Source organism: Vineibacter terrae (genome assembly GCF_008039615.1).
In the GTDB taxonomy this organism is placed as follows: Bacteria; Pseudomonadota; Alphaproteobacteria; order Reyranellales; family Reyranellaceae; genus Vineibacter; species Vineibacter terrae.
The window spans coordinates 83,713-103,393 of the sequence record NZ_VDUZ01000014.1; the positions used below are offsets into that span (position 1 = coordinate 83,713).

The following is a 19,681-nucleotide window of genomic DNA, read 5'->3' on the forward strand; positions in this document are numbered from 1 at the left end:
GGACGGCCGCGTCCCGTTCCGAAAAATAGGACTGTCATCCCGAGCGCCAGCGAGGGATCTCCTGCGGATGGCGCACCGTGCGTCTTTCGCGGGAGATCCCTCGCTGGCGCTCGGGATGACAGTGAAGATCTGTGAATACCATGGCGCTCTCGCGGGCCGAGGTGTTGGAGTCCCGGCATGACGACGGTCTCAGGCCTGATGCTGGCCACGCCCTGCTATGGCGGGGTCGTCACCAGCGCCTACCTCCTGTCGATGGTCCGCACCTGCGCGGCGCTGACGGCGCACGGCATCCGCCACGAGCTGGTGACGGCCGCCGGCGACAGCCTGGTGGCGCGCGCCCGCAACACGCTGGTCGCCGTCTTCATGGCGTCCGGGCATTCCCACCTGATGTTCATCGACGCCGACATCGAGTGGCCGGCCGAGGCCGTCGTGGCGCTGCTCGGCGCCGACAAGGACGTCATCTGCGGCGCCTACCCCAAGAAGGTGATGCCGCGTGCCTACGCCGTCAATTTCCTCGACGGCCCGCGCGCCGCGTCGGGGCCGATCGAGATCAAGGAAGCCGCCGCCGGCTTCCTGATGATCCGCCGCGGCGCGCTCGAGCGCATGATGCAGGCCTACCCGCAGACCCGCTACGGCGGCAGCGAGGGGCTGTCGCCGCAGCAGCGCCAGCTCACCTACGCGCTGTTCGATTGCCTGCTCGACGATGCCGACGGCGAGCGGCTGTACCTGTCCGAGGACTACGGCTTCTGCCGGCGCTGGCGCGCCATCGGCGGCCAGGTCTGGCTCGATCCGCGGATCGAGCTGCGGCATCACGGCACGACCGCCTTCGCCGGCAGCATGGCCGAGCTGCTGCGCGGCTGATCAGGCGGCGGCGACGCCGTCGAACACGGTGGTGGCGAGCTGGTTCGCGATCTGCTCGATGCTGCGCTTGCCCGGCTTGTACCACTCCATCGTCCAGTTGATCGCGCCCAGGATCTGCAGGCGCAGCACCGAGAGGTCGATGTCGCGGCGGATCTCGCCGGCCCGGCGCGCGCCCTCCAGCAGCCTGCGCCAGTAGTTGCCGTAGGCGCGATGCACATGGATGTGGCGCAGCCGGATCTCGCCCGGCACCTGGGCGAACAGCCGCTGGTTGGCGGTGGCGAAGTCGTTCTCCGCCAGGGTGAACGACAGGTGGGTCTCCATCGCCACCGTGAGCTTTTCGCGGTAGCTGGCGCCCGGCGGCAGCGCCTCGACCTTGTCGCGCACCGCCTCGAAGACGCCGGTGACGCCCAGCCGCAGCACCTCCTCGACCAGCTCCTCGCGCGACTCGAAGTAGTAGTAGATGCTGCCGGCGAAGGTGCCGGCCTCCTGGGCGATGTCGCTGAGGCGGGTGTCGGCATAGCCGCGCCGGGCGAAGACCCGGGCGGCGGCGTCCAGGATGCGCAGCCGAGTCGCCTCCGACTTGCGCAGCGGCGGCGCCTCGCCGGCATCGCCCGGCGCCCGCCGCCTGGCTTCCGCCTTGGCCGCCGTCCTATGCCGCGCCATCACCCGTCCCATCGTTGCGTCCTTCGCTGCCGCGGATGGCGGCGTTCTAGCGTCCCGCCCGCGTTTCCCCAAGCTCGTTCAACCGCCGCAGCGCCACATTGTCGCGCAGCAGGCGATGGCCCGCCGCCAGCCGCCCGCGCGCGATCGCGACCCGCAGGTGGCGCTCCATCAGCACCGCCATCTTCAGGGCAGCGAACAGCCGGTACCATCCCAGGTCGTCCAGTGTGCGGCCGGCCACGCCCTCGTATGCCGCCACCAGGGCGTCGTCGCCGGGGAAGCCGGGCAGCGGCGCCACGCCCGAGCCGGTCGTGCGCATGCGGTTCATCTCCAGCAGCCAGGCGATGTCGAGCTCGGCCGGGCCGATGCCCGCCAGCTCCCAGTCGAGCAGCGCCGCCACCTCGAAGCCGTGCGCGATCACGTTGGCCGGCCGGGCGTCGCCCCACAGCAGGCACGGCGCCGGGGCTGCAGGCACGGCGTCCAGCACGGCCGCGAAGCCGCGCTCGATCACGGGATGGCGGTCGTCGCCGGCGCCCCAGTCGTGCAGCGCGCGGTGCCAGGCGATCTCGCCATGCAGCGGCTGGTCACGGTCCCGCGCCAGCGGCGCCAGCCCCAGGCGGCGCCAGTCGACGGCGTGCACCTTGTGCAGCGCCTGCAGCAGGGAGTCGATGAAGCGCCTCTGGTCGGCGGGCGCGGCCTCGAACAGCCAGCCGGCTTCGGCGAAGCTCGGCCGGTCGTCGCTGGGCACGCGTCCGGCGACGAAGCCGCTCACCAGCATCGGGCGTCCCAGCACGGCGCCGTCCGGATCGACCGCCAGGGCCGGCGGCACCGGCGCGCGGCCGGCCAGGCCGCTCAGCACCAGGTGCTCGCGGCCGACGTCGTAGTCGCGGAACATCGCCGGCCCGTCGGGCTTGGCGCGCACCACCACCCGCGGCAGCGGACCTTGGGTCAGGTCGACCAGCAGGGTCTCGTTGGACCAGCCGCCGCTTGATGCCGGCGGCGCCGCGGCGCCCAGCGCGACCGGCTGCCCCAGGCTGCGCGACAGCCAGGCGGCGAAGCGGTCGCGGGCGGCCGCGCTGTCGAGCAGCTGGGAGCGCCGGCTTCCAGCCGGCTCATGATCCGACGCTTCGTGCCGGGGCCGGCTGGAAGCCGGCGCTCCCAAGGGCGTGCCCATTCTATCGAACCGCTCAGAACGTCTGCGTCGCCTGCCACAGGCCGGCGGCTTCGCGCGAGTTCCAGATCTCGACGATGCGGCCGTCCATGACCCGGAAGATCTCGATGCCGCTCATGGTGTAGGACTTGCCGCTGGTCTGCGTGCTCCAGCCGTTCCAGGCCACGGTCACCAGCGGTCCCTCGACCACCCGCACCGCGGTCTCGAACCGCAGCACCGGGCAGAGGTCGAGCAGCTTGCCGAGGCGTTCCATCGACTGCGCCAGCGACAGCTGCTTCACCTCGCCCGGCGCATGCCGCCAGGTCGGGTCGGCGATCAGCTCGGGCACGAGGTCGAGGCGGCGCTGGTTGTAGAGCACGTCGAGATAGGTATCGACCACCTGCACGGGCGTCCGGGTCATCTAGCGTCCCCTCTGGTCGCGGTCCTGCCCCGCCTGGCGGGGATGGGCGTAAGGATGCCTCGCGATCTCGGGCACCGTCTCGCTGGCTTCGCGCAGCAGCGCCGTCCCCTGGCGCCAGGCGGCGATCAGGCGGTCCTCGGCGGCGTAGTCGAAGGGATCGCCCAGCGCCCGCTCGATGTCGCCGCCGGCTTCGGGCGGGTGGTCGACATACCAGCGCACGGTCTGCGCCAGCGCCGTGCGCACGTCGAGCACGTCGCTGTAGCCCAGCTCGGTGCGGATGCGCGTCAGGTCCAGCAGCTGGTGGCCCAGCGGCGAGAGCACCATTGCTTTGTGCGTGCCGGCGGCCTCGTAGGGCACCGGGATGACCTCGACCTTGCGATCCAGCGTCGCGGCGATCACCGCGACGATCTGGGCCAGCGTCAGCTGCTCGAGGTCGCCGCAGTTGTAGACGCGGCCGGCGGCCGCCTCAGGCCGGTCGACCGCCAGCAGCACGGCATGGCCGAGATTGCCGGCCCAGCCATGCGTCGACAGGCTCAGCCCGTAGTGCGGCAGGATGATCTCGCGCCGCCCGTCCAGCAGGCGGCGGATCACCGACCACTCGCGCGGCCGCACCTGGTAGGGGCCGTAGACATAGGGGTAGCGGAACACGGTGCCGGTCGGGTGCTGCTGCAGCACCGCCTGCTCGGTCTGGGCGATCAGCCAGGCGAAGCGCTGCTCGGCTTCGCTGGCGACGACGGGCGCCTCCTCCGGCACCGGGCTGGTCATGCCCGGCGGGTCGAGCGCGTAGGGATCGACCCAGCCGCGATAGGCGGCGTAGCCGCCGATGCCGATGAAGCGCCCGGTGCGGCCGGCCAGCGCCGAGGCCAGCAGCCGCACGCGGCCGTAGGTGGCGATCGTGAGATCGAAGGTGCGGCCGGCCAGCGACCTGTCGATGGTCTCGGCGAAATGCGGATCGCCGTGGATGTGCTCGACGTCGTCCGGGATCTCGGGGATCTCGTGCGTGCCGCGATGGAAGATCGTGACCTTGCAGCCGCGCTCGCGCAGGCCGTTCACGATGAACGGCCCGGTCGGTCCGGTGCCGCCGACGACCAGCGCCCGCATGTCAGGCCGCCGTGCGCCGCCGCTGCGCGGCCTTGTCCCAGCCCTTCAGCACCGGCAGCACCTCCTTGGCGAACAGGCGCAGCGACTGCTCGGCCTTGGCGTAGGGGATGCCGCCGAAGCGGAACGAGGTCGCCAGCTCGAACGAGCCCAGCAGCTTGCGGCGCGCTTCCAGCGTCTTGAGCACGTCGTCCGGCGTGCCCCAGGCCGAGGCCTGCATGAAGCCCTTCAGGAAGCCGCTCTCGCCGATGCGGCGCAGCACCTCGGCGGCCTGGGCGTAGGCGCCGTAGCCCTTGGTGGTGGCGAAGTGGCTGCCCATCACCTCGTAATGCTCGAGCACGCTCTCCAGGTACGTCGCCATGTGCTGCGTGGCGAGTTCCTTGGCCTCGTCATGCGAGGGCAGGCAGACGCAGTAGTCGCAGGTCATCGGCGGCGGCGCCTCGGCGCCGTGCAGCTCGCGGTAGCGGGCGCGGTGCTTCTCGATCGACGGCAGGCGATGATCCCACGAGCGGTCGGCGAACATCACCATCGTGGCCTTGATGCGGGCCGCCGACTCGATGGAGTCCTCGCTCGAGGCCACGGCGTAGAGCCGGTCGTCGAAGCTGCGCTCCGGCCGCGGCCGGATCTCGATCCGGGGCTGCGGGTAGAACTTGCCGCCGCCCTCGATGAAGCCGGTGCGCAGCGCCTCGAGGATCATGCCGGCGGCCTCGTCGAAGCGCTCGCGCGACTCGTCCATGGCGATGCCGCGGAAGGCCGCGAACTCGCGGCGCGACAGGCCGCGGCCGATGCCGAAGCGCAGGCGGCTGCCGGCCAGGTGGTCGAGCATCGCGATCTTCTCGGCGACGCGCAGCGGCTCGTTCCACGGCAGGATCACCGCCGCCGTGCCGACATCGGCGTTCTTCAGGACGGCGGCCAGGTACGACAGCAGCTGCGCGTTGTCGGGGCAGAACGAGTAGTCGAAGAAGTGATGCTCGACCGACCAGACGACGTCGAAGCCGACCTCGTCCGCGACCCGCGCCAGGCGCAGCTCCTCGTCCACGACCTGGCTGTCCTTGATCCCGGGCCAGCCATGGCTCGAGAACACCATCTGAATCCCGACATCCATGGGGCGCCTCCTCCTTGTATCTGCGAGCGTAATCCATCATAATCTAAATTAAATTAGAATATCAAACGATTTGTCAGGCCGCGGCGATAGCGCTTCAATGCCGTCAAGGCGCAGGAGGAAACGGATGAGCACGCCATATGCAGCGCTGATCCTCGAGGATCGAGTCCATGGCAGCCTGTATACCGACACCCAGGTCTTCGCCGACGAGATGGATCGTATCTTCCGCCGCGGCTGGGTGTTCGTCGGACACGACTCGGAGATTCCCAAGTCAGGCGACTGGGTCACGCGCCAGGTCGGCCGGGAATCGGTGATCATGGTGCGCGACCGCGGCGGCGCCATCCATGTGCTGGCCAATCGCTGCGCCCATCGCGGCAACCGGCTGTGCTGGCGCGAACGCGGCAACGGCAACTCGTTCCAGTGCATCTACCACGGCTGGACGTTCGGCCTGGACGGCAGCCTGCGGGCGGTCTCGCACAAGGCGGGCTTCGACCGCGACCGCGCCGAGATGCCGCTGGACCGGGCCGGGCAGGTCGGCCTCCACCGCGGGTTCGTGTTCGCCAACATGTCCGGCGATGCCGGCACCCTGGCCGACCATCTCGGCGCCGGCGGCCGGGACCTGATCGACCGGCTGTGCGATCTGTCGCCGACCGGCAATATCCGTCTCAGCGCCGGCTGGATCGGGCATCGGGTCGAGTCCAACTGGAAGATGTGGCCCGAGAGCGACAGCGACGGCTACCATCTCGACTTCGTGCACGCCTCGATGCTGCGCGCCCAGCCCGACAACTACTACCACGACACGGTCATCGGTGGTGAGTCGGCCAATGTCTCGCGTGCCGTCGATCACGGCCGTGGCCACACCGAGCTTGACCTGCGGCCGAGCTATTCGCGCGAGCTGGCGTGGCTGGGCGTCGGCCGCGATCGGGTCGGCGCCTATTGCGACGCGCTGGAGGCCAGGCACGGCAAGGCGCGGGCCGAGCGCCTGCTGTGGGACGGCCCGCCGCACGGCTTCATCTTCCCCAACCTGTTCCTGGGCGAGGTCAATATCGCGCGCATCGATCCGCTCGACGTCGGCTCGATGGTGCATGCCCATACGGTGATCCAGCTCGAGGACGTGGACGACGCGTTGAACCGCCGCCTGCTGCGCCAGTCCGAGGCGGCGCTGGGACCGGCGAGCTTCATCGTGCCCGACGACGCCATCATCGCCGAGCGCATGCAGCTGGGCTTCCAGGGGCTGCGCCCACCCGCTTCCGGCAGCAGCGCCAGCGGCGGCTGGATCGATCTCAGCCGCGGCCGGGCGCGCGAGCAGCGGCAGCCGGACGGCACGCGGGTCGGTCACGTCAGCGACGAGACCACGAACCGCGCCTTCTGGCACCACTACCGCCACGTGATGGAGAGCCGGGCATGAGCGCCACCGAGCTGGCCACGGCACGGCCGCTGCTGGTGCCCGAACCGTTGCGGCGTGAGATCGAGGCCTTCCTCTATCTCGAGGCGCGGCTGGCCGACGAGTCGCGGTACGCCGAGTGGGAAAAGCTGGTCGCCGACGACATGCACTACTGGGTGCCGAAAGGGGCGGCCGACTACGATCCCGCAGAACGGCTGTCCTACATCAACGACAACCGGCCGCGGCTGGCCACCCGCATCCGCCAGCTGATGACGGGCGTGCGCCACGCCCAGACGCCGCCGTCGCCGATGCGGCGCATCGTCTCGAACATCGAGGTGCTGGCCATCGATGACGTTGCCGGCACCTACACGGTGGGATCGAACTTCGTGCTCTATGAGCTCGCCGTGCAATCCGGCGCGACCTTGCGCGTCTGGCCCGGCCGGGTCACGCATCGGCTGCGCCGCGTCGGCGGCGAACTGCGCATGTCGCAGAAGATCGTCGAGCTCGTGACCGCGACCGCGCCGCAGTGGAACATGGCGTTCCTGATCTAGCGCCAGCGATCGGTGGAAGAGGAATCGCCACTGTCATCCCGAGCGCAGCGAGGGATCTCCCGCGAATGGCGCACCGTGCGTTTCTCGCAGGAGATCCCTCGCTGCGCTCGGGATGACAGGTGTGTGACCGACCCGCGGGCCCGCCATCCTCGATGCAGCTGGCGCGGGAGCCGCATGTGAAAGTCTCCGTGGTGATCCCCAGCCGACTGCAGCGCCATGGCGATGAATCGTTGTGGCTCGATCGGGCGCTGCGGTCCATTCGAGGACAGACAGGATTGGAGGGGACTGCGATCGAGATCATCGTCGGACTCGATCCAGGTGCGCAGCCGCCCCAGCATGACGCCGTCCGCTTCGTCCATGGTCGTCTTGCGATGCAAGCCTGCGCCGTCAATGCGGCCGCCGCCGCAGCGACAGGCGATGCGCTGGCATTCCTGGAGGACGACGATTTGTGGGAACCCAAGCGTTTGGCCTATGGCCTTGCGGTACTGGGCCGGTACGACGTCGTCACATGCAATCAGCGCGAGGTGTCGGAGGACGGCACGTTCGTTCGCATCAACGATTTCGCTACGCCCAGCGGCTGGCTGTTGCCACGTTCGCTGTGGGCCCGGCTCGGCGGCTTGGATGAAAGCTTCCGCTTTCACGTCGATACAGAGTACCTGGGCCGCATGAACGCGGCCGGCGTGCGCCGGCTTCATCTCCTGGAGGCAGGCGCGCACGGCCGGCCCTGGATAGACAACGTGGCGCGTTTCTCGGACCTGGCGCATACGAGCGAGCCAGCGCCCCTGGTCGTTCGCACGGTCAATTCCCGCGGCGGCATGGCGCAGATCGCGGCTGGCGGCGAGGCCGGCCGGCGCTCGCAGCTCGAGCACCAGTGGCTACAGGAGAAGTACGGACACGTTCCCTGGTAGCGCCGGCGCGTCGCTACGAGCCGTCGAACAAGCGCGTCAGGTCGGGATGGCCGGTGCCAGCAGAGACACCGCCATCGACCAGCAGGTTGGCGCCGGTGATGAAGCTGGCTTCGTCGGCGGCCAGGAAGGCGATGGCGGATGCGATCTCCTCGGGCCGGCCGTAGCGGCCCAGCGGGATCGCCGCGTTGAAAGCCGCGGCGATGCGCGGCACCTGCGCCGTCGCGGCAGCCAGCGGCGTGTCGACGGCGCCGGGCGAGATGGCATTGACCCGGATCCCGTGGGGCGCCAGTTCCAGCGCGAGGCTGCGCGTGAAGTTCAAGGCGCCGGCCTTGGCCGCGTTGTAGGCGGCCATGCCACGATCGCCGCCTGTGGCTGCGATCGAGGCGACATTGACGATGGCGGCGCCGGTCGCCAGGCCGGCCGCGATGGTGGCGCGCAGATGTGGCACGGCCGCCTGGCAGGCATCGAAGACCGCGTTCAGGTTGATGTCGATCGACTGCCGCCATTTCTGCGCCCGCAGCGTCTGGACCGGCCCGAACGATGCCGCGCCGGCGTTGTTGACCACGACATCCAGCCGGCCGAAGCGCGCCACCGCGCTCTCGAACAGCGCGTCGAGCTGCGACCTCTGTGTGACGTCGGTCGGCTGAAAAAGGACGCGATCGGAAGCGAAGGAAGCGGCTACCTGCGCGCCGGTATCGGCGCGTCGCGCTGCGATCACGACATTGGCGCCCTCGTCATGCAGCCGGCGGCAGGCGGCAAGGCCGATTCCCGACGAGCCGCCGGTGACGACGGCGGTCTTGCCGACGAACCGACCGGCCTCGCTCATTCCGCCGCCTGGGCGCGTGCGGCCAGGGCCTCGTTGATCGCCCGGTGCATGTGCACCAGCGCCGGCTCGATGCGACCGTACACGACCTCGGGCAGGGCGCCCGATTCCAGGTTCTTCTGGATGCGCTCCATCTGCGGGAAGTCCTCGCTCTCCGTCACCTTCAGCAGGACGTCGAGGTTCCTGGTCCAGTGGCGCAGCGTCTTCTCGTCCCTGGGCGCTTCGGGCGCGAAGACGCTGGTGGCCACCTGCACCGAGCCGACATCGATGGGCGTGAGCCGCCATACCTCGATATGGTCGAGCTGGTAGACGAGCAGGCCGTTGGGCACCAGGAAGTACTGCGTCGTCGAGTAGGGCAGCAGCGTCCATTCGCTGCGCGGCTTGTCCTTGAGCTGGTCGATCACGGTCTTGCGCAGGCCGATGGTGCGCGGATTGGGGCCGAACGCATCGAAGATCAGATCGCACATGAAATACGGGGCGATCGTGTTCCGGTGCAGCCAGCGGATGTGATAGGACTCGGTGAAGGTGTCGAGCACCATCTTCCAGTTCATCTGCCAGCTGTTGGTGCGCGTCTCGATGTGCACGTAGTCGGCAAGCTTGTAGTCGGCGAGCTCGTCCTGGGCGCCGTGCAGCACGGCATCGACATCGAACGGCGCGGCGCTGGTGGGATGCACGAAGATCAGGCCGTATTTCTCCGCCACCGCGCGCTCATGCAGGTTGCAGCTCACGCCCACATCGTCGAAGCCGTGGGCCGCCGCCGGGCGCTGCAGCAGCTGCCCGTCGGTATCGTAGGTCCAGCCGTGGTAGGGGCACACGATCCGGCGCATGCCGCCTTTGCCGCGCCCTTCCAGCAGGGTGGCGCCGCGATGGCGGCAGGCGTTGACGACGGCGCGCAGGCTGCCGTCGGCCTGGCGGATCACCGCGATCGGCACACCGCCCAGTGTCGTGGTGAGGTACGCCCCCGGCGTGGCGCATTCGCCGGTCAGGCCGACGAATTGTGGCTGGTCGCGGAACAGCACGCGCATCTCCTGCGCGAAGCGATCCGGGTCGGTGTAGGCCGACGCCGGGTTGCGCATGCTGGCCGGGGCATAGGTCCAGGGCAGGCTGGGGTCGATGCCCACCAGCCGCTCCAGCAGCTCGATCTGTCGTTCCTGGCGCATGGCCTGCCTCCTGGTTGGGGTTAGCGGGGCATCGCGAAGCCGCCGGACACGCTTACGACCTGCCCCGTGAGCTGGCGCGCGCGGTCGGAGGCGAAGAACAGCACCGACCAGGCGATGTCGACGGCCTCGGAGCGCCGGCGCAGCGGGATGCCCGACTCGATGTTCTGCACTTCCTTCGGCCCCATGCCGATATCGATGCTCCACAGGCTGCCCTCGCCGACAGCCTCGGGCGGCGGGATCACCAGGCCCGGCGCGACGGCGTTGGCGCGGATGCCGTAGCGGCCATATTCCTTGGCGATGGTGCGCGTGAAGGCCAGCACGCCGGCCTTCATGGCGCCGTAGTCGGCCATGCGGAACTCGCCGAACGCGGCGTCGCTGGCGATCGAGACCACGGCGCCGCGCCGCCGCTCCACCATGCGCGGCAGCACCGCGTGCGTCACGTTCAGCGTCGAGAACAGGTTGAGCTGGAACGCCTTCTGCCAGCGCTCAGGCGTCAGATTGAGGAAGAACTCGGCCTTGCCGTTCCAGCCGACATTGTTGACCAGGACATCGACTTCGCCCAGTTCGCGCTCGACGGCGGCGACGGAGGCTGCCGTTGCATCGACGTCGGACACATCGAGATCGTAGCCGGTCGCCTGTCCACCGGCATCCTTGATCTCGCCGACGGTCTTGCGGGTCTGCGCCGCATCGCGGTCGAGGATCGCCACGACCGCACCCTCGCGCGCGAACTCCTGCGAGATGGCGCGTCCGATGTTCGACGCACCGCCCGTGACGATGACGACCTTGCCGGCCAGACCGAGATCCATGGCTCTTCTCCCGAGTGTTCGATGTCTACGCCGGCTGCAGACGCTGCCGCGCCATCTCGACGAGGCGGAACTTCTGCACCTTGCCCGTGGGCGTGGTGGGAAGCTCCGCCGCATCGAGGAACAGCACGTGCTTGGGCACCTTGAAGCGTGCCAGGCGCTCGCGCGCGAGATTGATCAGCGCGTCGGCGGTGACGGTGGCGCCCGGCGACAGCACGATCCAGGCGCAGCCGATCTCGCCCCAGCGATCGTCCGGCACGCCGACCGCGAAGGCCTGCGCCACCGCCGGATGGCCGGTCAGCAGGTCCTCGACCTCCTTGGGCGAGACCAGCTCGCCGCCCGATTTGTACAGCTCCTTCGAGCGGCCGGTGAGCTCGAGATAGCCGTCGGGCCGCACCCGGCCGAGATCACCGGACCGCACCCAGCCGCCGGGCAGGAACAGTGCCGCCGTCTCGGCGGGCTTGGCGAAGTAGCCGGATGTGGAAGTCGGGCCGCGCGAGCACAGCTCGCCCACGCTGCCGGCCGGCAGATCCTCGCCGGTGAGCGGATCGACCGTCTTGTATTCGGCAAGCACGCCATCACGCTCGGCGATGCCGGCGGCGCCCGCATCCATCAGCCGTCCCACGGTCTGGGCGACGACCGACAGGTCGTCGTTCGGCGCGGTGAGGGTCGTCGCGGCGCCGACTTCGGTCATGCCATAGCCGGTGAAGACCTCGCGGATGCCCAGCCGATCCTTGATCTGCTGCCAGATGCGCACCGGCGTGGGCGCGGCGGCCGACAGGATGGCTTCGAGGGACGACAAATCGTAGCGCCCGATGTCGGGATGCTCGACCAGCGCGACGCTCATCGTCGGCACTGCCATCAGGTAGGTGGCGCGATGCCGCTCGATCCCGGCGAGCATGGCGGTCGCATCGAAGATGAGCTGCGGGATGATCGCGCCGCCGACGAACAGCGCCGCCAGCAGGCCCTCGACCAGGGCGAAGGCATGATAAAGCGGCAGCGCGAACAGCGTGCGGCGACCGTCCTCGAAGGCCTGGTGATACGCCCCGGCATAGGCCGAGCGCGCCAGGTTGTCGTGGGTCTGGATGACGCCCTTGGGCAGGCCCGTGGTGCCCGATGTGTACATCACCACGGCGGGGTCGAGCGGGTCGGCCGGGTTTGGCGGCAGCGTCGTGGTGTCGGCCTGGCCGCGCGCCAGCAACGCCGTGTACGAGGATGCCGCGCCGTCCTCGCCGCCATGGACGATGACGGAACGCAGATGCGGGAAGGCGGTGGACTGTCCTTCCCGCCATCCCGGCGCGATCTCGTCGAACGCGGCCAGGTAGTCGAGGCCGCGGAACGCGGCCATGGTGATGACCACCCGGCATTCGGACTGGCCCACGACATAGGCCAGCTCGCGCGCCTTGAAGAGGAAGTTCACCGGGATCGCGGCCGCGCCCAGCCGCCAGATCGCGAAGACCAGCGGCACGAAGTCGGGGTGGTTGGCCATCACCAGCGCCACGCGGTCGCCGGCGCGCACGCCTTCGAGGCGAAGGCCGCGTGCCAGCGCATCGGCGCGCGCCATCACGTCGCGGTAGGTCAGCGTCGCGTCATCGCTCAGCACCAGGGGCCTGTCGGCGTGACGTGCCGCCGTGGCCGCCAGGATCGCGTCGAGCGTCGTGGGATTCCATGTCGGGTGGCGTGCCGCCAGGGCGGCGCGTCTTTGCTCCATCGCGTCGAGCAAGGGACGGTTCCTCTCCATCGTTTGGAATATTCTATTTCAGATTAGAAAAATACCGCAAGGGTTTCTTGCCGCGTTGGCGCGCGAAAATGCCAGCGGCAATTCCTAACGTAAATTAGAAAGCGCGTTGACTCATCGTGCAGGCGGCGCGCAGAGTTGCGACGAATTCATCGAGAGCGGTTTTGCCGTGTAGCGGCGGCACCAGGCAGGATGGGGAGATGCGCTCATGAGTGATCTGGAACGGTTGATGGCCTTTCTGGCCCAGTTGCCCGTGGAGGCCTCGATCACCGATCGCCGCAAGGCCTATGACCGCGCCGAGAAGGCCTTTCCCCTGCCGGAAGGAGCCACGCTGCAGGCCTCCGACGCGCGCGACGAACGCATCGCGGTCCGTGATGCCGAGAAAGGCCGGTGGCTTTTGTATCTCCATGGCGGCGGCTACGGCATCGGCTCGCCGCGCTCGCACCGCCACCTGGCGGCGGCGATCGGTGTCGCGGCGCGCGCCAATGTGCTGCTGCCGGACTATCGCCTGGCGCCCGAGCATCCGTTCCCGGCGGCCGTCGATGATGCGCTGGCGGCCTACCGCACCTTGCTGGGCGAGACCTCGGCCGATCGCATCGTCGTTGCCGGCGATTCGGCGGGCGGCGGCCTGGCCGTCTCGACCGTGCTGGCGGCGCGCGAAGCCGGCCTGGCGTTGCCGGGAGCTGCCGTCTGCCTCTCGCCCTGGGTGGACCTGAACTTCACGCCCGACTCGCCCGTGGCGCGCGCCGCTGCCGGCGATCCCCTGGTCCGGTACGACGAGATCGCCGCCTACGCCCGCGCCTATCTGGGGTCGTCGGCGGCGACCGATCCGCTTGCTTCGCCGATCTTCGCCGACCTGCACGGCCTGCCGCCGATGCTGATCCATGCCAGCGTATCCGAGGCGCTGGTCTCGGATGCGACGCGCCTGGCGGAAGCGGCGCAGCAGGCCGGTGTCGACGTGACGCTGGAGCTCACCGACGGCACGCCCCATGTCTGGCACTGGTTCTGGCCGCGCCTGGATATCGCCCGCGCCTCGATCAAGCGCATCGGCGCTTTCGTCGAGCCCCATCTCGCGAGGTCGGCCTGAATCGCCCTGCATGCCGCTGCGCGAGACAGGCCTGCTGCGGGTCCTCGCTTTGATCGGGGCGACGACCTAGGTTCCATGCATATCGCGCGTGCTGCGCCAGGTGTGACACGGAGATCGCAGGATGAATGACGGATCGCCGCCGCGTGCGGCTGCACCCCAGGTCGATGACACCGGCCGATCGGCGGACGGCGTCCTCGCCGACCTGCTCGCGCAACGTTACAGCTGCCGCGGGTTCCTGCCTCAGTCGGTGCCGCAGGCTACCATCACACGCATCCTGGAGCTGGCGCAGCGCACGGCCTCCTGGTGCAACGCGCAGCCGTGGCAGGTGGTGATCACGTCGGGCGCCGCGACGGACCGCTTCCGCGATGCCATCTACCGGCATGCGACCTCGAACCCCGCCGATGCCGATATTCCGTTCCCACGCGAATATCGCGGCGCCTGCCTCGCGCGTCGTCGCGAATGCGGCTTCCAGCTCTATGACAGCGTCGGCATCAAGCGCGGTGACCGCGAAGCCTCGGGGCGTCAGGGCTTGGAAAACTTCCGGCTGTTCGGCGCGCCGCACGTGGCCATCATCACCTCGGACGAGGCGCTGGGCGTCTATGGCGCCGTGGATTGCGGCGCCTATGTCAGCAATTTCATGCTGGCGGCGCGCAGCCTCGGCGTCGCGACGATCGCGCAGGCGGCGCTCGCCTCGCAATCGAAGTTCGTGCGCAGTCATTTCGGCATCGGCGACGACCGGCTCGTCGTCTGCGGCATCTCGTTCGGCTACGAGGACACGGCGCATCCGGCCAACGGCTTCCGAACCAGGCGGGCGGCCGTCGCCGAAGCCGTCACGTGGGTCGATAGCTGAATCATACAAGCTGTCATCCCGAGCGAAGCGAGGGATCTCCTGCGCAAGACGCACAGTGCGCCATTCGCGGGAGATCCCTCGCTGCGCTCGGGATGGCAGGGCACTATGGCCCGATCTCTTGCACCGCCAGGCCGCGGCGACGGCGCCCCCAGGTGCCGTGCCCGGTTTCGAAGACCCCGGGACAACGTGTTCGGCAAAAGGCGCAACTGCCGTCCGCGGTCACATGCCAGGCCGTCAGGTCGTGCCAGTCGCGGCCGATGATTCGTGCACCGCAGCCATGGCAGTACGTGCTCTGGCCCTCGGGATCGTGGATGTTGCCGGTGTAGACATGGCGCAGCCCGATCCCGCGCGCGATCCGTCTCGCCATGTGCAGAGTCGTTGGCGGGGTGGGTGCCTTGTCGAGCATCTTCCAGTCCGGATGAAAGGCGGTGAAGTGCAGCGGCACGTCCGGACCGAGCCGCTCCATGACCCAACGGCTGAGCGCCTCGATTTCGGCGGCCGAGTCGTTCTCACCCGGGATCAGCAGCGTCGTGATCTCGAACCAGACCGGGGTCTCGTGACGCAGGTACTCCAGCGTCTCCAGCACCGGTGCCAGCCTGGCCGAGCACAGGTTGCGGTAGAAGCTCTCGGTGAAGCCCTTGAGGTCGATGTTGGCGGCATCCATGTGCCTGAACAGCTCGACGCGCGGCTCGGCGCAGATATAGCCGGCGCTCACCGCGACGGTCTTCACGCCGCGCGCGTGGCAGGCCTGTGCCGCGTCCACGGCGTATTCGAGGAAGATCACCGGATCGTTGTAGGTGAAAGCCACCGAGCGGCAGCCGCTGCGCACGGCTGAGTCGGCGATCGCCTCGGGCGAGGCGATGTCCTGGAGCCGGTCGAGCGCGCGGGCCTTGGAGATGTCCCAGTTCTGGCAGAACTTGCAGGTGAGATTGCAGCCGGCGGTCCCGAATGACAGCACCGGCGTCCCAGGCAGAAAGTGATTGAGCGGCTTCTTCTCGATCGGGTCGATGCAGAAGCCCGACGACCGGCCGTAGGTCGTCAGCACCATCTGCTCGCCGGCCCGCGCGCGCACGAAGCACAGGCCGCGCTGGCCGTCGTGCAAGCGGCAGCAGCGCGGGCACAGATCGCACTGGATGCGTCCGTCGTCGATCCGATGCCAGTAGCGGCCCGGCATGCCCTCGACGGTCTCTGCCTGCATGGCGCAAGGGACCACGGATTGAGGGAAAGATTTGCGCTATAATAGCCACACTTCGCCCGCGCGGCGAGGCCAGCGGGCAAGCGGGAGGCCATCATGACCGTTCGCTCACCGGCGGTCGCCGGTCTGTTCTACCCGCGCGAGCCACGCCGGCTGCAGGCTGATCTCGACGCGCTGCTGGCTGCCGTGGCCCCTGCCGAATCGCCGCCACCCAAGGCCGTGATCGCGCCGCATGCCGGTTACATCTACTCCGGCGCCGCAGCCGCGGCGGCCTTCGCGACGCTGGCGGCGGGTGCCGCGGCGATCACGCGGGTCGTGCTGATCGGACCAGCACATCATGCCTGGCTGCGCAGCATGGCAGCGCCGACCGTGGACGTGTTCGAGACGCCGCTGGGGCGCGTCCGGGTGGACCACGCCGCGCTCGCCGATCTGCCGCTGGTGCAGCGCGACGACGCCGCGCACGCGCCCGAGCACGCGCTCGAGGTCGAGCTGCCGTTCCTGCAACGCGTGCTGGGATCCTTCACCATCGTGCCGCTGCTCGTCGGCGATGTTCCCCCACAAGCGGTTGCCGAAACGCTGGGCCGTCTCTGGGGTGACGCGAAGACGGTGATCGTCGTCAGCTCCGACCTGTCGCACTATCACGACTACGACACGGCTCGGCTCCGCGATCGTGCCACGGCCATGGCGATCGAGCATGGGGACTGGGCCGCCCTGGGGCCGGACGACGCCTGCGGCTGTCTGCCGATTGCCGGCCTGCTCATCGAGGCCGGCCGTCGCGGGCTGCGCGCGCAGCGCCTCGCGCTCTGCAACTCCGGCGACATGGCCGGCGATCGCAACCGGGTCGTCGGCTACGGCGCCTGGCGGTTGCATTGACGGACCAGACAACGCGAAAAGCCCGCTGACGCGGGCTTTTCTGGGCAGTTCCGGTTTCGAGACGGTCAGGCCGCCGGGGCTTCCGGCGCCGGCTTCTTGAAGATGCCGCGCACGGCCTTGTCGCTGTCGGCGTAGCTCTTGCGCACGACCTCGGCGGTGGCGCGGACCTGCTCGACATTGGCCTTGCCGTAGTCGCGCCAGAAGTCGAGATGCACGCCAATGGCGTCGCCCAGGCACTTCGCGCCGGCAAGCTTCTCGATCATGCCCAGCGTGGCTTCGACATTCTGGTGGGCGCCCTGCAGAAGGCTGCGGCCGACCAGCGCATAGCCGTTCACGGAGACATTGACGGCATCCTGCAGCGCGGTCGCGACCTGCTCGGCACCGGAATGCGCGCTCGCAGCGCGATCCTTGGCGGTGGCGGCGGTGCGCTGGACGAAGTCACGCGCAGCAGCGGGAATCTGGGCGAAAGCGTCGGCGACAGCGGCGCCGGGATTGGGGGTCTTGTCGGTCATGTCAGTCTCCATCCTCGAATGAGCTATGGGTCGGGTCCCGTCCAGGAGCGGCCCGGGATGGCGTTGATATAGCGTCTCGTATGCTGCGTTGCAACATAAATTGTGCGACGCACAATAATTCTCGCATGGAGCGGCAATAAGCAAGATATTACAAGGCATTAGTAAGGCGCGCCGCGCCACCGTCCTGCTATGGACCATGCCATGACTGCGATTTCTCCTGACTCATCGGTTCTCGACGTCCAGCGCCTGCGCAGCTTGCGGCGCACCAAGGCGGTGGCCGCCGGCCTGCTGGTGCTGTGCCTGGCGGTGCTGATCCTCGTACGTCCGCTGGAAGCCATCCATCCTGCCTACGGCTTCGTGGCTGCCTTCGCCGAGGCGGCGCTGGTTGGCGGCCTGGCCGACTGGTACGCGATCGTGGCGCTGTTCCGGCGGCCGCTGGGACTGCCGATCCCGCACACGGCCATCATCTCGCGCAACCAGGCCCGCATCGGCGACAGCCTCGGTGACTTCATCGCGCGGCATTTTCTGGCGGCCGAGCCGGTCGCCGCCAAGCTGCGGGAGGTTGACTTCGCACGCCTGGTCTCGGAATGGCTCAGCGACCCGAAGCGCAGCGATGACCTGGCGCGCTTCATCCTGAAGATGCTGCCGCAGGCGATGTCGTCGATCGAAGGCTCCGGCCTGCGGCCGTTCCTGGCGCGGCGTGTGGTCGACCAGCTGCAGACCGTCGAGATGGCGCCGCTGGCGGCGGGCCTGCTGTCGGCATTCACCCAGGATCGCCGGCATCAGCGCATCCTCGACGAGCTGGTGGCGGCGCTGCGCCAGCTGCTGGGCAACCCCGAGACGCTGAACGCCGTGCGCGACAAGATCCGGGACGAGCTGCCGACCCTGTTCAACCTGTTCCGCGCTGATGCCTACGTGCTGCGCAAGCTGGTGGGCTCGATGTCGTCGCTGCTGGAGGAGATCGGCAAGGACGAGGACCACCCGGTGCGCCGCGAGTTCGACCGCTTCATCGCCGGCTTCATCACCCGCCTGCGCGAGTCGCCCGAATACGCCGAGCGCCTGGACAAGCTGAAGGCCGACCTGCTGGCGCGCACGGAGATCCGCGACCTTGCCGACGGGATCTGGCAGAGCCTGAAGGCGTTCATCGAGCAGGAGACGCGCTCGGCCGAGTCGCTGATCCAGGCGCCGTTGCGGAACCTCCTGATCGAGGTCGGCCGCAATCTGCAGGACGACCCGCAGATGCGCGCCGACGTGAACCGCGGCGTCGCCTCGGTCATCGAGACCTTCGTGGAGAACCACAAGGGCGCCATCGCGCTGTTCGTGGCCGACCAGGTGAAGTCGTGGGAGGTGGGCCAGCTGATCGCGATGATCGAGCTGAATGTCGGCAAGGACCTTCAGTACATCCGATTCAACGGCACCCTGATCGGCGGCTGCGCCGGCCTCGCGCTCCATGCGCTGGAGCTGGCGCTGAAGGTCGGGTGAGCAGGGCCGGTCGTCCGGGGAACCGGGGAGGGCGACCGCAAATGGACCCTCCCGTCATCCCGAGCGCAGCGAGGGATCTCCTGCGGCAAGGCGCACCGTACGCCATTCGCGGGAGATCCCTCGCTGCGCTCGGGATGACAGGGGGCGTGGTAGGGAAGCCGCGGGCCCTGCCGCCTACGACGGGTCGCGATACACGAACGCACGCCAGCCGCTGCGCTCGAAGGGGCGCCAATCGTTCTCCGGCTGCGCCAGGCGCTCGGCCACGGCGTAGATCACCGCCGGGTTGTGGCCCAGGCCGCAATGGCTGCCGGGCACCTCGATGTTCTCTGCCTGCGGGCCGGGCTGCTCGCGGCAGCTCTGCCAGGCGCAGATGCCGTCGGTGCGGCTGTAGATCGCCGTGGTCGGCACCGGCGGCGTCTCGCGCAATGACGCGACGAAGGCATGGTCGCGATCGTCGATCGTCTCGCCGCTCGCCATCTCGTAGACGCGCCAGGCATTCGTCGCCTTGGGGTGGCCGCCGAACGGGCTGCCCAGGGTGATCACCATGCGCACCGCTTCCGGCCCCTGCTTGGCGAGCTCGCGGGCGAAGATGCCGCCCAGGCTCCATCCGACCAGGCTGACCTTGCGGCCGTAGCGCTGATGCAGCTCCAGCAGACGCTCCAGCATCCGGGATTGCACGCCGGGGCGCGGCCCCAGGTTGCGGCCCAGGCCCCAGCCATGCGCCCGATAGCCGTGGTTGTTGAGGAAGCTGCGCAGCGGACGGGTCGACACGTCGCTGGCGATCAACCCCGGCAGGACCAGCACGGGATGCCCGTCACCTCGCGGTGCCTGGCTCAGGACGGGCAGCGACGCAGCGAACGCACCCAGCTCCCAGAAAGCCCGCCCTTCGAGCATGAGCAGGGTTCGGGACGGCGGTTGAACCGCCTCGGCAGCCGCTTGCATCAGCGTTCCTATCCTTAGGAAGTGTGATCGACATCGACCACAAAATGTAGCGGAAAGACCACAAACGCAACGCTGTTACAC

Annotated in this window: 20 protein-coding genes; 8 read left to right on the forward strand and 12 right to left on the reverse strand. The window is 69.0% G+C overall.

Annotated features, from left to right (window positions below):
• Nucleotides 1–177 precede the first annotated feature (177 nt).
• Complete coding sequence (locus FHP25_RS14295) at nt 178–861, forward strand: glycosyltransferase family protein (protein WP_147847615.1); 684 nt, start codon at nt 178–180, stop codon at nt 859–861.
• On the opposite strand, the gene FHP25_RS14300 is transcribed toward FHP25_RS14295, so the two are convergent.
• Genes FHP25_RS14300 through FHP25_RS14320 form a run of 5 tightly spaced genes read right to left on the reverse strand, consistent with a single transcriptional unit; the run spans nt 862 to nt 5,295 of the window.
• Nucleotides 862–1,524, reverse strand: a complete 663-nt coding sequence (locus FHP25_RS14300) for a TetR/AcrR family transcriptional regulator (RefSeq protein WP_178133532.1) — start codon at nt 1,522–1,524, stop codon at nt 862–864.
• 46 nt (nt 1,525–1,570) lie between these two features.
• Nucleotides 1,571–2,695, reverse strand: coding sequence for a phosphotransferase family protein (locus FHP25_RS14305; protein WP_147847617.1), 1,125 nt, complete (start codon nt 2,693–2,695; stop codon nt 1,571–1,573).
• Nucleotides 2,696–2,708: 13 nt separating this feature from the next.
• Nucleotides 2,709–3,092, reverse strand: a complete 384-nt coding sequence (locus FHP25_RS14310) for an ester cyclase (protein ID WP_147847618.1) — start codon at nt 3,090–3,092, stop codon at nt 2,709–2,711.
• On the reverse strand, nt 3,093–4,193 hold the full coding sequence (locus tag FHP25_RS14315) for a Rossmann-fold NAD(P)-binding domain-containing protein (protein ID WP_147847619.1): 1,101 nt from the start codon (nt 4,191–4,193) through the stop codon (nt 3,093–3,095). It abuts the gene before it with no gap.
• A 1-nt stretch (nt 4,194) separates the two neighbouring features.
• Nucleotides 4,195–5,295 (reverse strand): LLM class flavin-dependent oxidoreductase, encoded by a 1,101-nt coding sequence (locus FHP25_RS14320; protein ID WP_147847620.1) that lies wholly within the window; start codon nt 5,293–5,295, stop codon nt 4,195–4,197.
• Nucleotides 5,296–5,419: 124 nt separating this feature from the next.
• On the opposite strand from FHP25_RS14320, the gene FHP25_RS14325 reads away from it, so the two are divergent.
• From FHP25_RS14325 to FHP25_RS14335, 3 genes are all read left to right on the forward strand, one after another.
• Nucleotides 5,420–6,700 carry an aromatic ring-hydroxylating oxygenase subunit alpha gene (locus tag FHP25_RS14325; RefSeq protein ID WP_147847621.1) on the forward strand — a complete coding sequence of 427 codons (1,281 nt, stop codon included), beginning with the start codon at nt 5,420–5,422 and terminating at the stop codon, nt 6,698–6,700.
• A complete protein-coding gene (locus tag FHP25_RS14330) occupies nt 6,697–7,227 on the forward strand; it encodes an aromatic-ring-hydroxylating dioxygenase subunit beta (RefSeq protein WP_147847622.1) in 531 nt (176 codons plus the stop codon). Before FHP25_RS14325 ends, FHP25_RS14330 begins: the two co-directional genes overlap by 4 nt.
• A 152-nt stretch (nt 7,228–7,379) precedes the next feature.
• Nucleotides 7,380–8,135: a glycosyltransferase family 2 protein gene (locus FHP25_RS14335; protein ID WP_147847623.1), complete on the forward strand. Its 756-nt coding sequence runs from the start codon at nt 7,380–7,382 to the stop codon at nt 8,133–8,135.
• Nucleotides 8,136–8,148: 13 nt separating this feature from the next.
• Here the strand turns inward: FHP25_RS14335 and FHP25_RS14340 are convergent, their stop codons facing one another.
• The 4 genes from FHP25_RS14340 to FHP25_RS14355 are packed head-to-tail and all read right to left on the reverse strand — an operon-like array spanning nt 8,149 to nt 12,644.
• Nucleotides 8,149–8,961, reverse strand: coding sequence for an SDR family NAD(P)-dependent oxidoreductase (locus FHP25_RS14340; RefSeq protein ID WP_147847624.1), 813 nt, complete (start codon nt 8,959–8,961; stop codon nt 8,149–8,151).
• A complete protein-coding gene (locus FHP25_RS14345) occupies nt 8,958–10,118 on the reverse strand; it encodes an aromatic ring-hydroxylating oxygenase subunit alpha (RefSeq protein ID WP_147847625.1) in 1,161 nt (386 codons plus the stop codon). The genes FHP25_RS14340 and FHP25_RS14345 overlap by 4 nt, the downstream gene beginning before the upstream one ends.
• Before the next feature lie 20 nt (nt 10,119–10,138).
• Nucleotides 10,139–10,924, reverse strand: coding sequence for an SDR family NAD(P)-dependent oxidoreductase (locus FHP25_RS14350; RefSeq protein ID WP_147847626.1), 786 nt, complete (start codon nt 10,922–10,924; stop codon nt 10,139–10,141).
• 25 nt (nt 10,925–10,949) lie between these two features.
• Nucleotides 10,950–12,644 (reverse strand): class I adenylate-forming enzyme family protein, encoded by a 1,695-nt coding sequence (locus tag FHP25_RS14355; protein WP_147847682.1) that lies wholly within the window; start codon nt 12,642–12,644, stop codon nt 10,950–10,952.
• Between the two features lie 223 nt (nt 12,645–12,867).
• Between FHP25_RS14355 and FHP25_RS14360 the strand changes: the two genes are divergently transcribed.
• Together FHP25_RS14360 and FHP25_RS14365 are read left to right on the forward strand one after the other, a co-directional pair.
• Nucleotides 12,868–13,746: an alpha/beta hydrolase gene (locus tag FHP25_RS14360; protein WP_147847627.1), complete on the forward strand. Its 879-nt coding sequence runs from the start codon at nt 12,868–12,870 to the stop codon at nt 13,744–13,746.
• A gap of 121 nt (nt 13,747–13,867) precedes the next feature.
• A complete protein-coding gene (locus FHP25_RS14365; RefSeq protein ID WP_147847628.1) occupies nt 13,868–14,596 on the forward strand; it encodes a nitroreductase in 729 nt (242 codons plus the stop codon).
• 103 nt (nt 14,597–14,699) lie between these two features.
• On the opposite strand, the gene amrS is transcribed toward FHP25_RS14365, so the two are convergent.
• A complete protein-coding gene (gene amrS, locus FHP25_RS14370) occupies nt 14,700–15,794 on the reverse strand; it encodes an AmmeMemoRadiSam system radical SAM enzyme (protein WP_147847629.1) in 1,095 nt (364 codons plus the stop codon).
• 93 nt (nt 15,795–15,887) lie between these two features.
• Between amrS and amrB the strand changes: the two genes are divergently transcribed.
• On the forward strand, nt 15,888–16,664 hold the full coding sequence (gene amrB, locus FHP25_RS14375) for an AmmeMemoRadiSam system protein B (protein WP_147847630.1): 777 nt from the start codon (nt 15,888–15,890) through the stop codon (nt 16,662–16,664).
• A gap of 65 nt (nt 16,665–16,729) precedes the next feature.
• On the opposite strand, the gene FHP25_RS14380 is transcribed toward amrB, so the two are convergent.
• On the reverse strand, nt 16,730–17,176 hold the full coding sequence (locus FHP25_RS14380) for a phasin family protein (protein WP_178133533.1): 447 nt from the start codon (nt 17,174–17,176) through the stop codon (nt 16,730–16,732).
• A gap of 201 nt (nt 17,177–17,377) precedes the next feature.
• On the opposite strand from FHP25_RS14380, the gene FHP25_RS14385 reads away from it, so the two are divergent.
• Nucleotides 17,378–18,658 (forward strand): DUF445 domain-containing protein, encoded by a 1,281-nt coding sequence (locus FHP25_RS14385; protein ID WP_218578377.1) that lies wholly within the window; start codon nt 17,378–17,380, stop codon nt 18,656–18,658.
• Between the two features lie 174 nt (nt 18,659–18,832).
• Here the strand turns inward: FHP25_RS14385 and FHP25_RS14390 are convergent, their stop codons facing one another.
• Nucleotides 18,833–19,600 (reverse strand): esterase/lipase family protein, encoded by a 768-nt coding sequence (locus FHP25_RS14390; protein ID WP_147847633.1) that lies wholly within the window; start codon nt 19,598–19,600, stop codon nt 18,833–18,835.
• Nucleotides 19,601–19,681: the final 81 nt, after the last annotated feature.

Excerpts from the sequence above, each read along its gene's own strand:
- FHP25_RS14295 (WP_147847615.1), top strand. The coding sequence starts at position 178 with ATGACGACGGTCTCAGGCCTGATGCTGGCCACGCCCTGCTATGGCGGG.
- FHP25_RS14300 (WP_178133532.1), bottom strand. The coding sequence starts at position 1,524 with ATGGCGCGGCATAGGACGGCGGCCAAGGCGGAAGCCAGGCGGCGGGCG.
- FHP25_RS14305 (WP_147847617.1), bottom strand. The coding sequence starts at position 2,695 with ATGGGCACGCCCTTGGGAGCGCCGGCTTCCAGCCGGCCCCGGCACGAA.
- FHP25_RS14310 (WP_147847618.1), bottom strand. The coding sequence starts at position 3,092 with ATGACCCGGACGCCCGTGCAGGTGGTCGATACCTATCTCGACGTGCTC.
- FHP25_RS14315 (WP_147847619.1), bottom strand. The coding sequence starts at position 4,193 with ATGCGGGCGCTGGTCGTCGGCGGCACCGGACCGACCGGGCCGTTCATC.
- FHP25_RS14320 (WP_147847620.1), bottom strand. The coding sequence starts at position 5,295 with ATGGATGTCGGGATTCAGATGGTGTTCTCGAGCCATGGCTGGCCCGGG.
- FHP25_RS14325 (WP_147847621.1), top strand. The coding sequence starts at position 5,420 with ATGAGCACGCCATATGCAGCGCTGATCCTCGAGGATCGAGTCCATGGC.
- FHP25_RS14330 (WP_147847622.1), top strand. The coding sequence starts at position 6,697 with ATGAGCGCCACCGAGCTGGCCACGGCACGGCCGCTGCTGGTGCCCGAA.
- FHP25_RS14335 (WP_147847623.1), top strand. The coding sequence starts at position 7,380 with ATGCAGCTGGCGCGGGAGCCGCATGTGAAAGTCTCCGTGGTGATCCCC.
- FHP25_RS14340 (WP_147847624.1), bottom strand. The coding sequence starts at position 8,961 with ATGAGCGAGGCCGGTCGGTTCGTCGGCAAGACCGCCGTCGTCACCGGC.
- FHP25_RS14345 (WP_147847625.1), bottom strand. The coding sequence starts at position 10,118 with ATGCGCCAGGAACGACAGATCGAGCTGCTGGAGCGGCTGGTGGGCATC.
- FHP25_RS14350 (WP_147847626.1), bottom strand. The coding sequence starts at position 10,924 with ATGGATCTCGGTCTGGCCGGCAAGGTCGTCATCGTCACGGGCGGTGCG.
- FHP25_RS14360 (WP_147847627.1), top strand. The coding sequence starts at position 12,868 with ATGAGTGATCTGGAACGGTTGATGGCCTTTCTGGCCCAGTTGCCCGTG.
- FHP25_RS14365 (WP_147847628.1), top strand. The coding sequence starts at position 13,868 with ATGAATGACGGATCGCCGCCGCGTGCGGCTGCACCCCAGGTCGATGAC.
- amrS (WP_147847629.1), bottom strand. The coding sequence starts at position 15,794 with ATGCAGGCAGAGACCGTCGAGGGCATGCCGGGCCGCTACTGGCATCGG.
- amrB (WP_147847630.1), top strand. The coding sequence starts at position 15,888 with ATGACCGTTCGCTCACCGGCGGTCGCCGGTCTGTTCTACCCGCGCGAG.
- FHP25_RS14380 (WP_178133533.1), bottom strand. The coding sequence starts at position 17,176 with ATGACCGACAAGACCCCCAATCCCGGCGCCGCTGTCGCCGACGCTTTC.
- FHP25_RS14385 (WP_218578377.1), top strand. The coding sequence starts at position 17,378 with ATGACTGCGATTTCTCCTGACTCATCGGTTCTCGACGTCCAGCGCCTG.
- FHP25_RS14390 (WP_147847633.1), bottom strand. The coding sequence starts at position 19,600 with ATGCAAGCGGCTGCCGAGGCGGTTCAACCGCCGTCCCGAACCCTGCTC.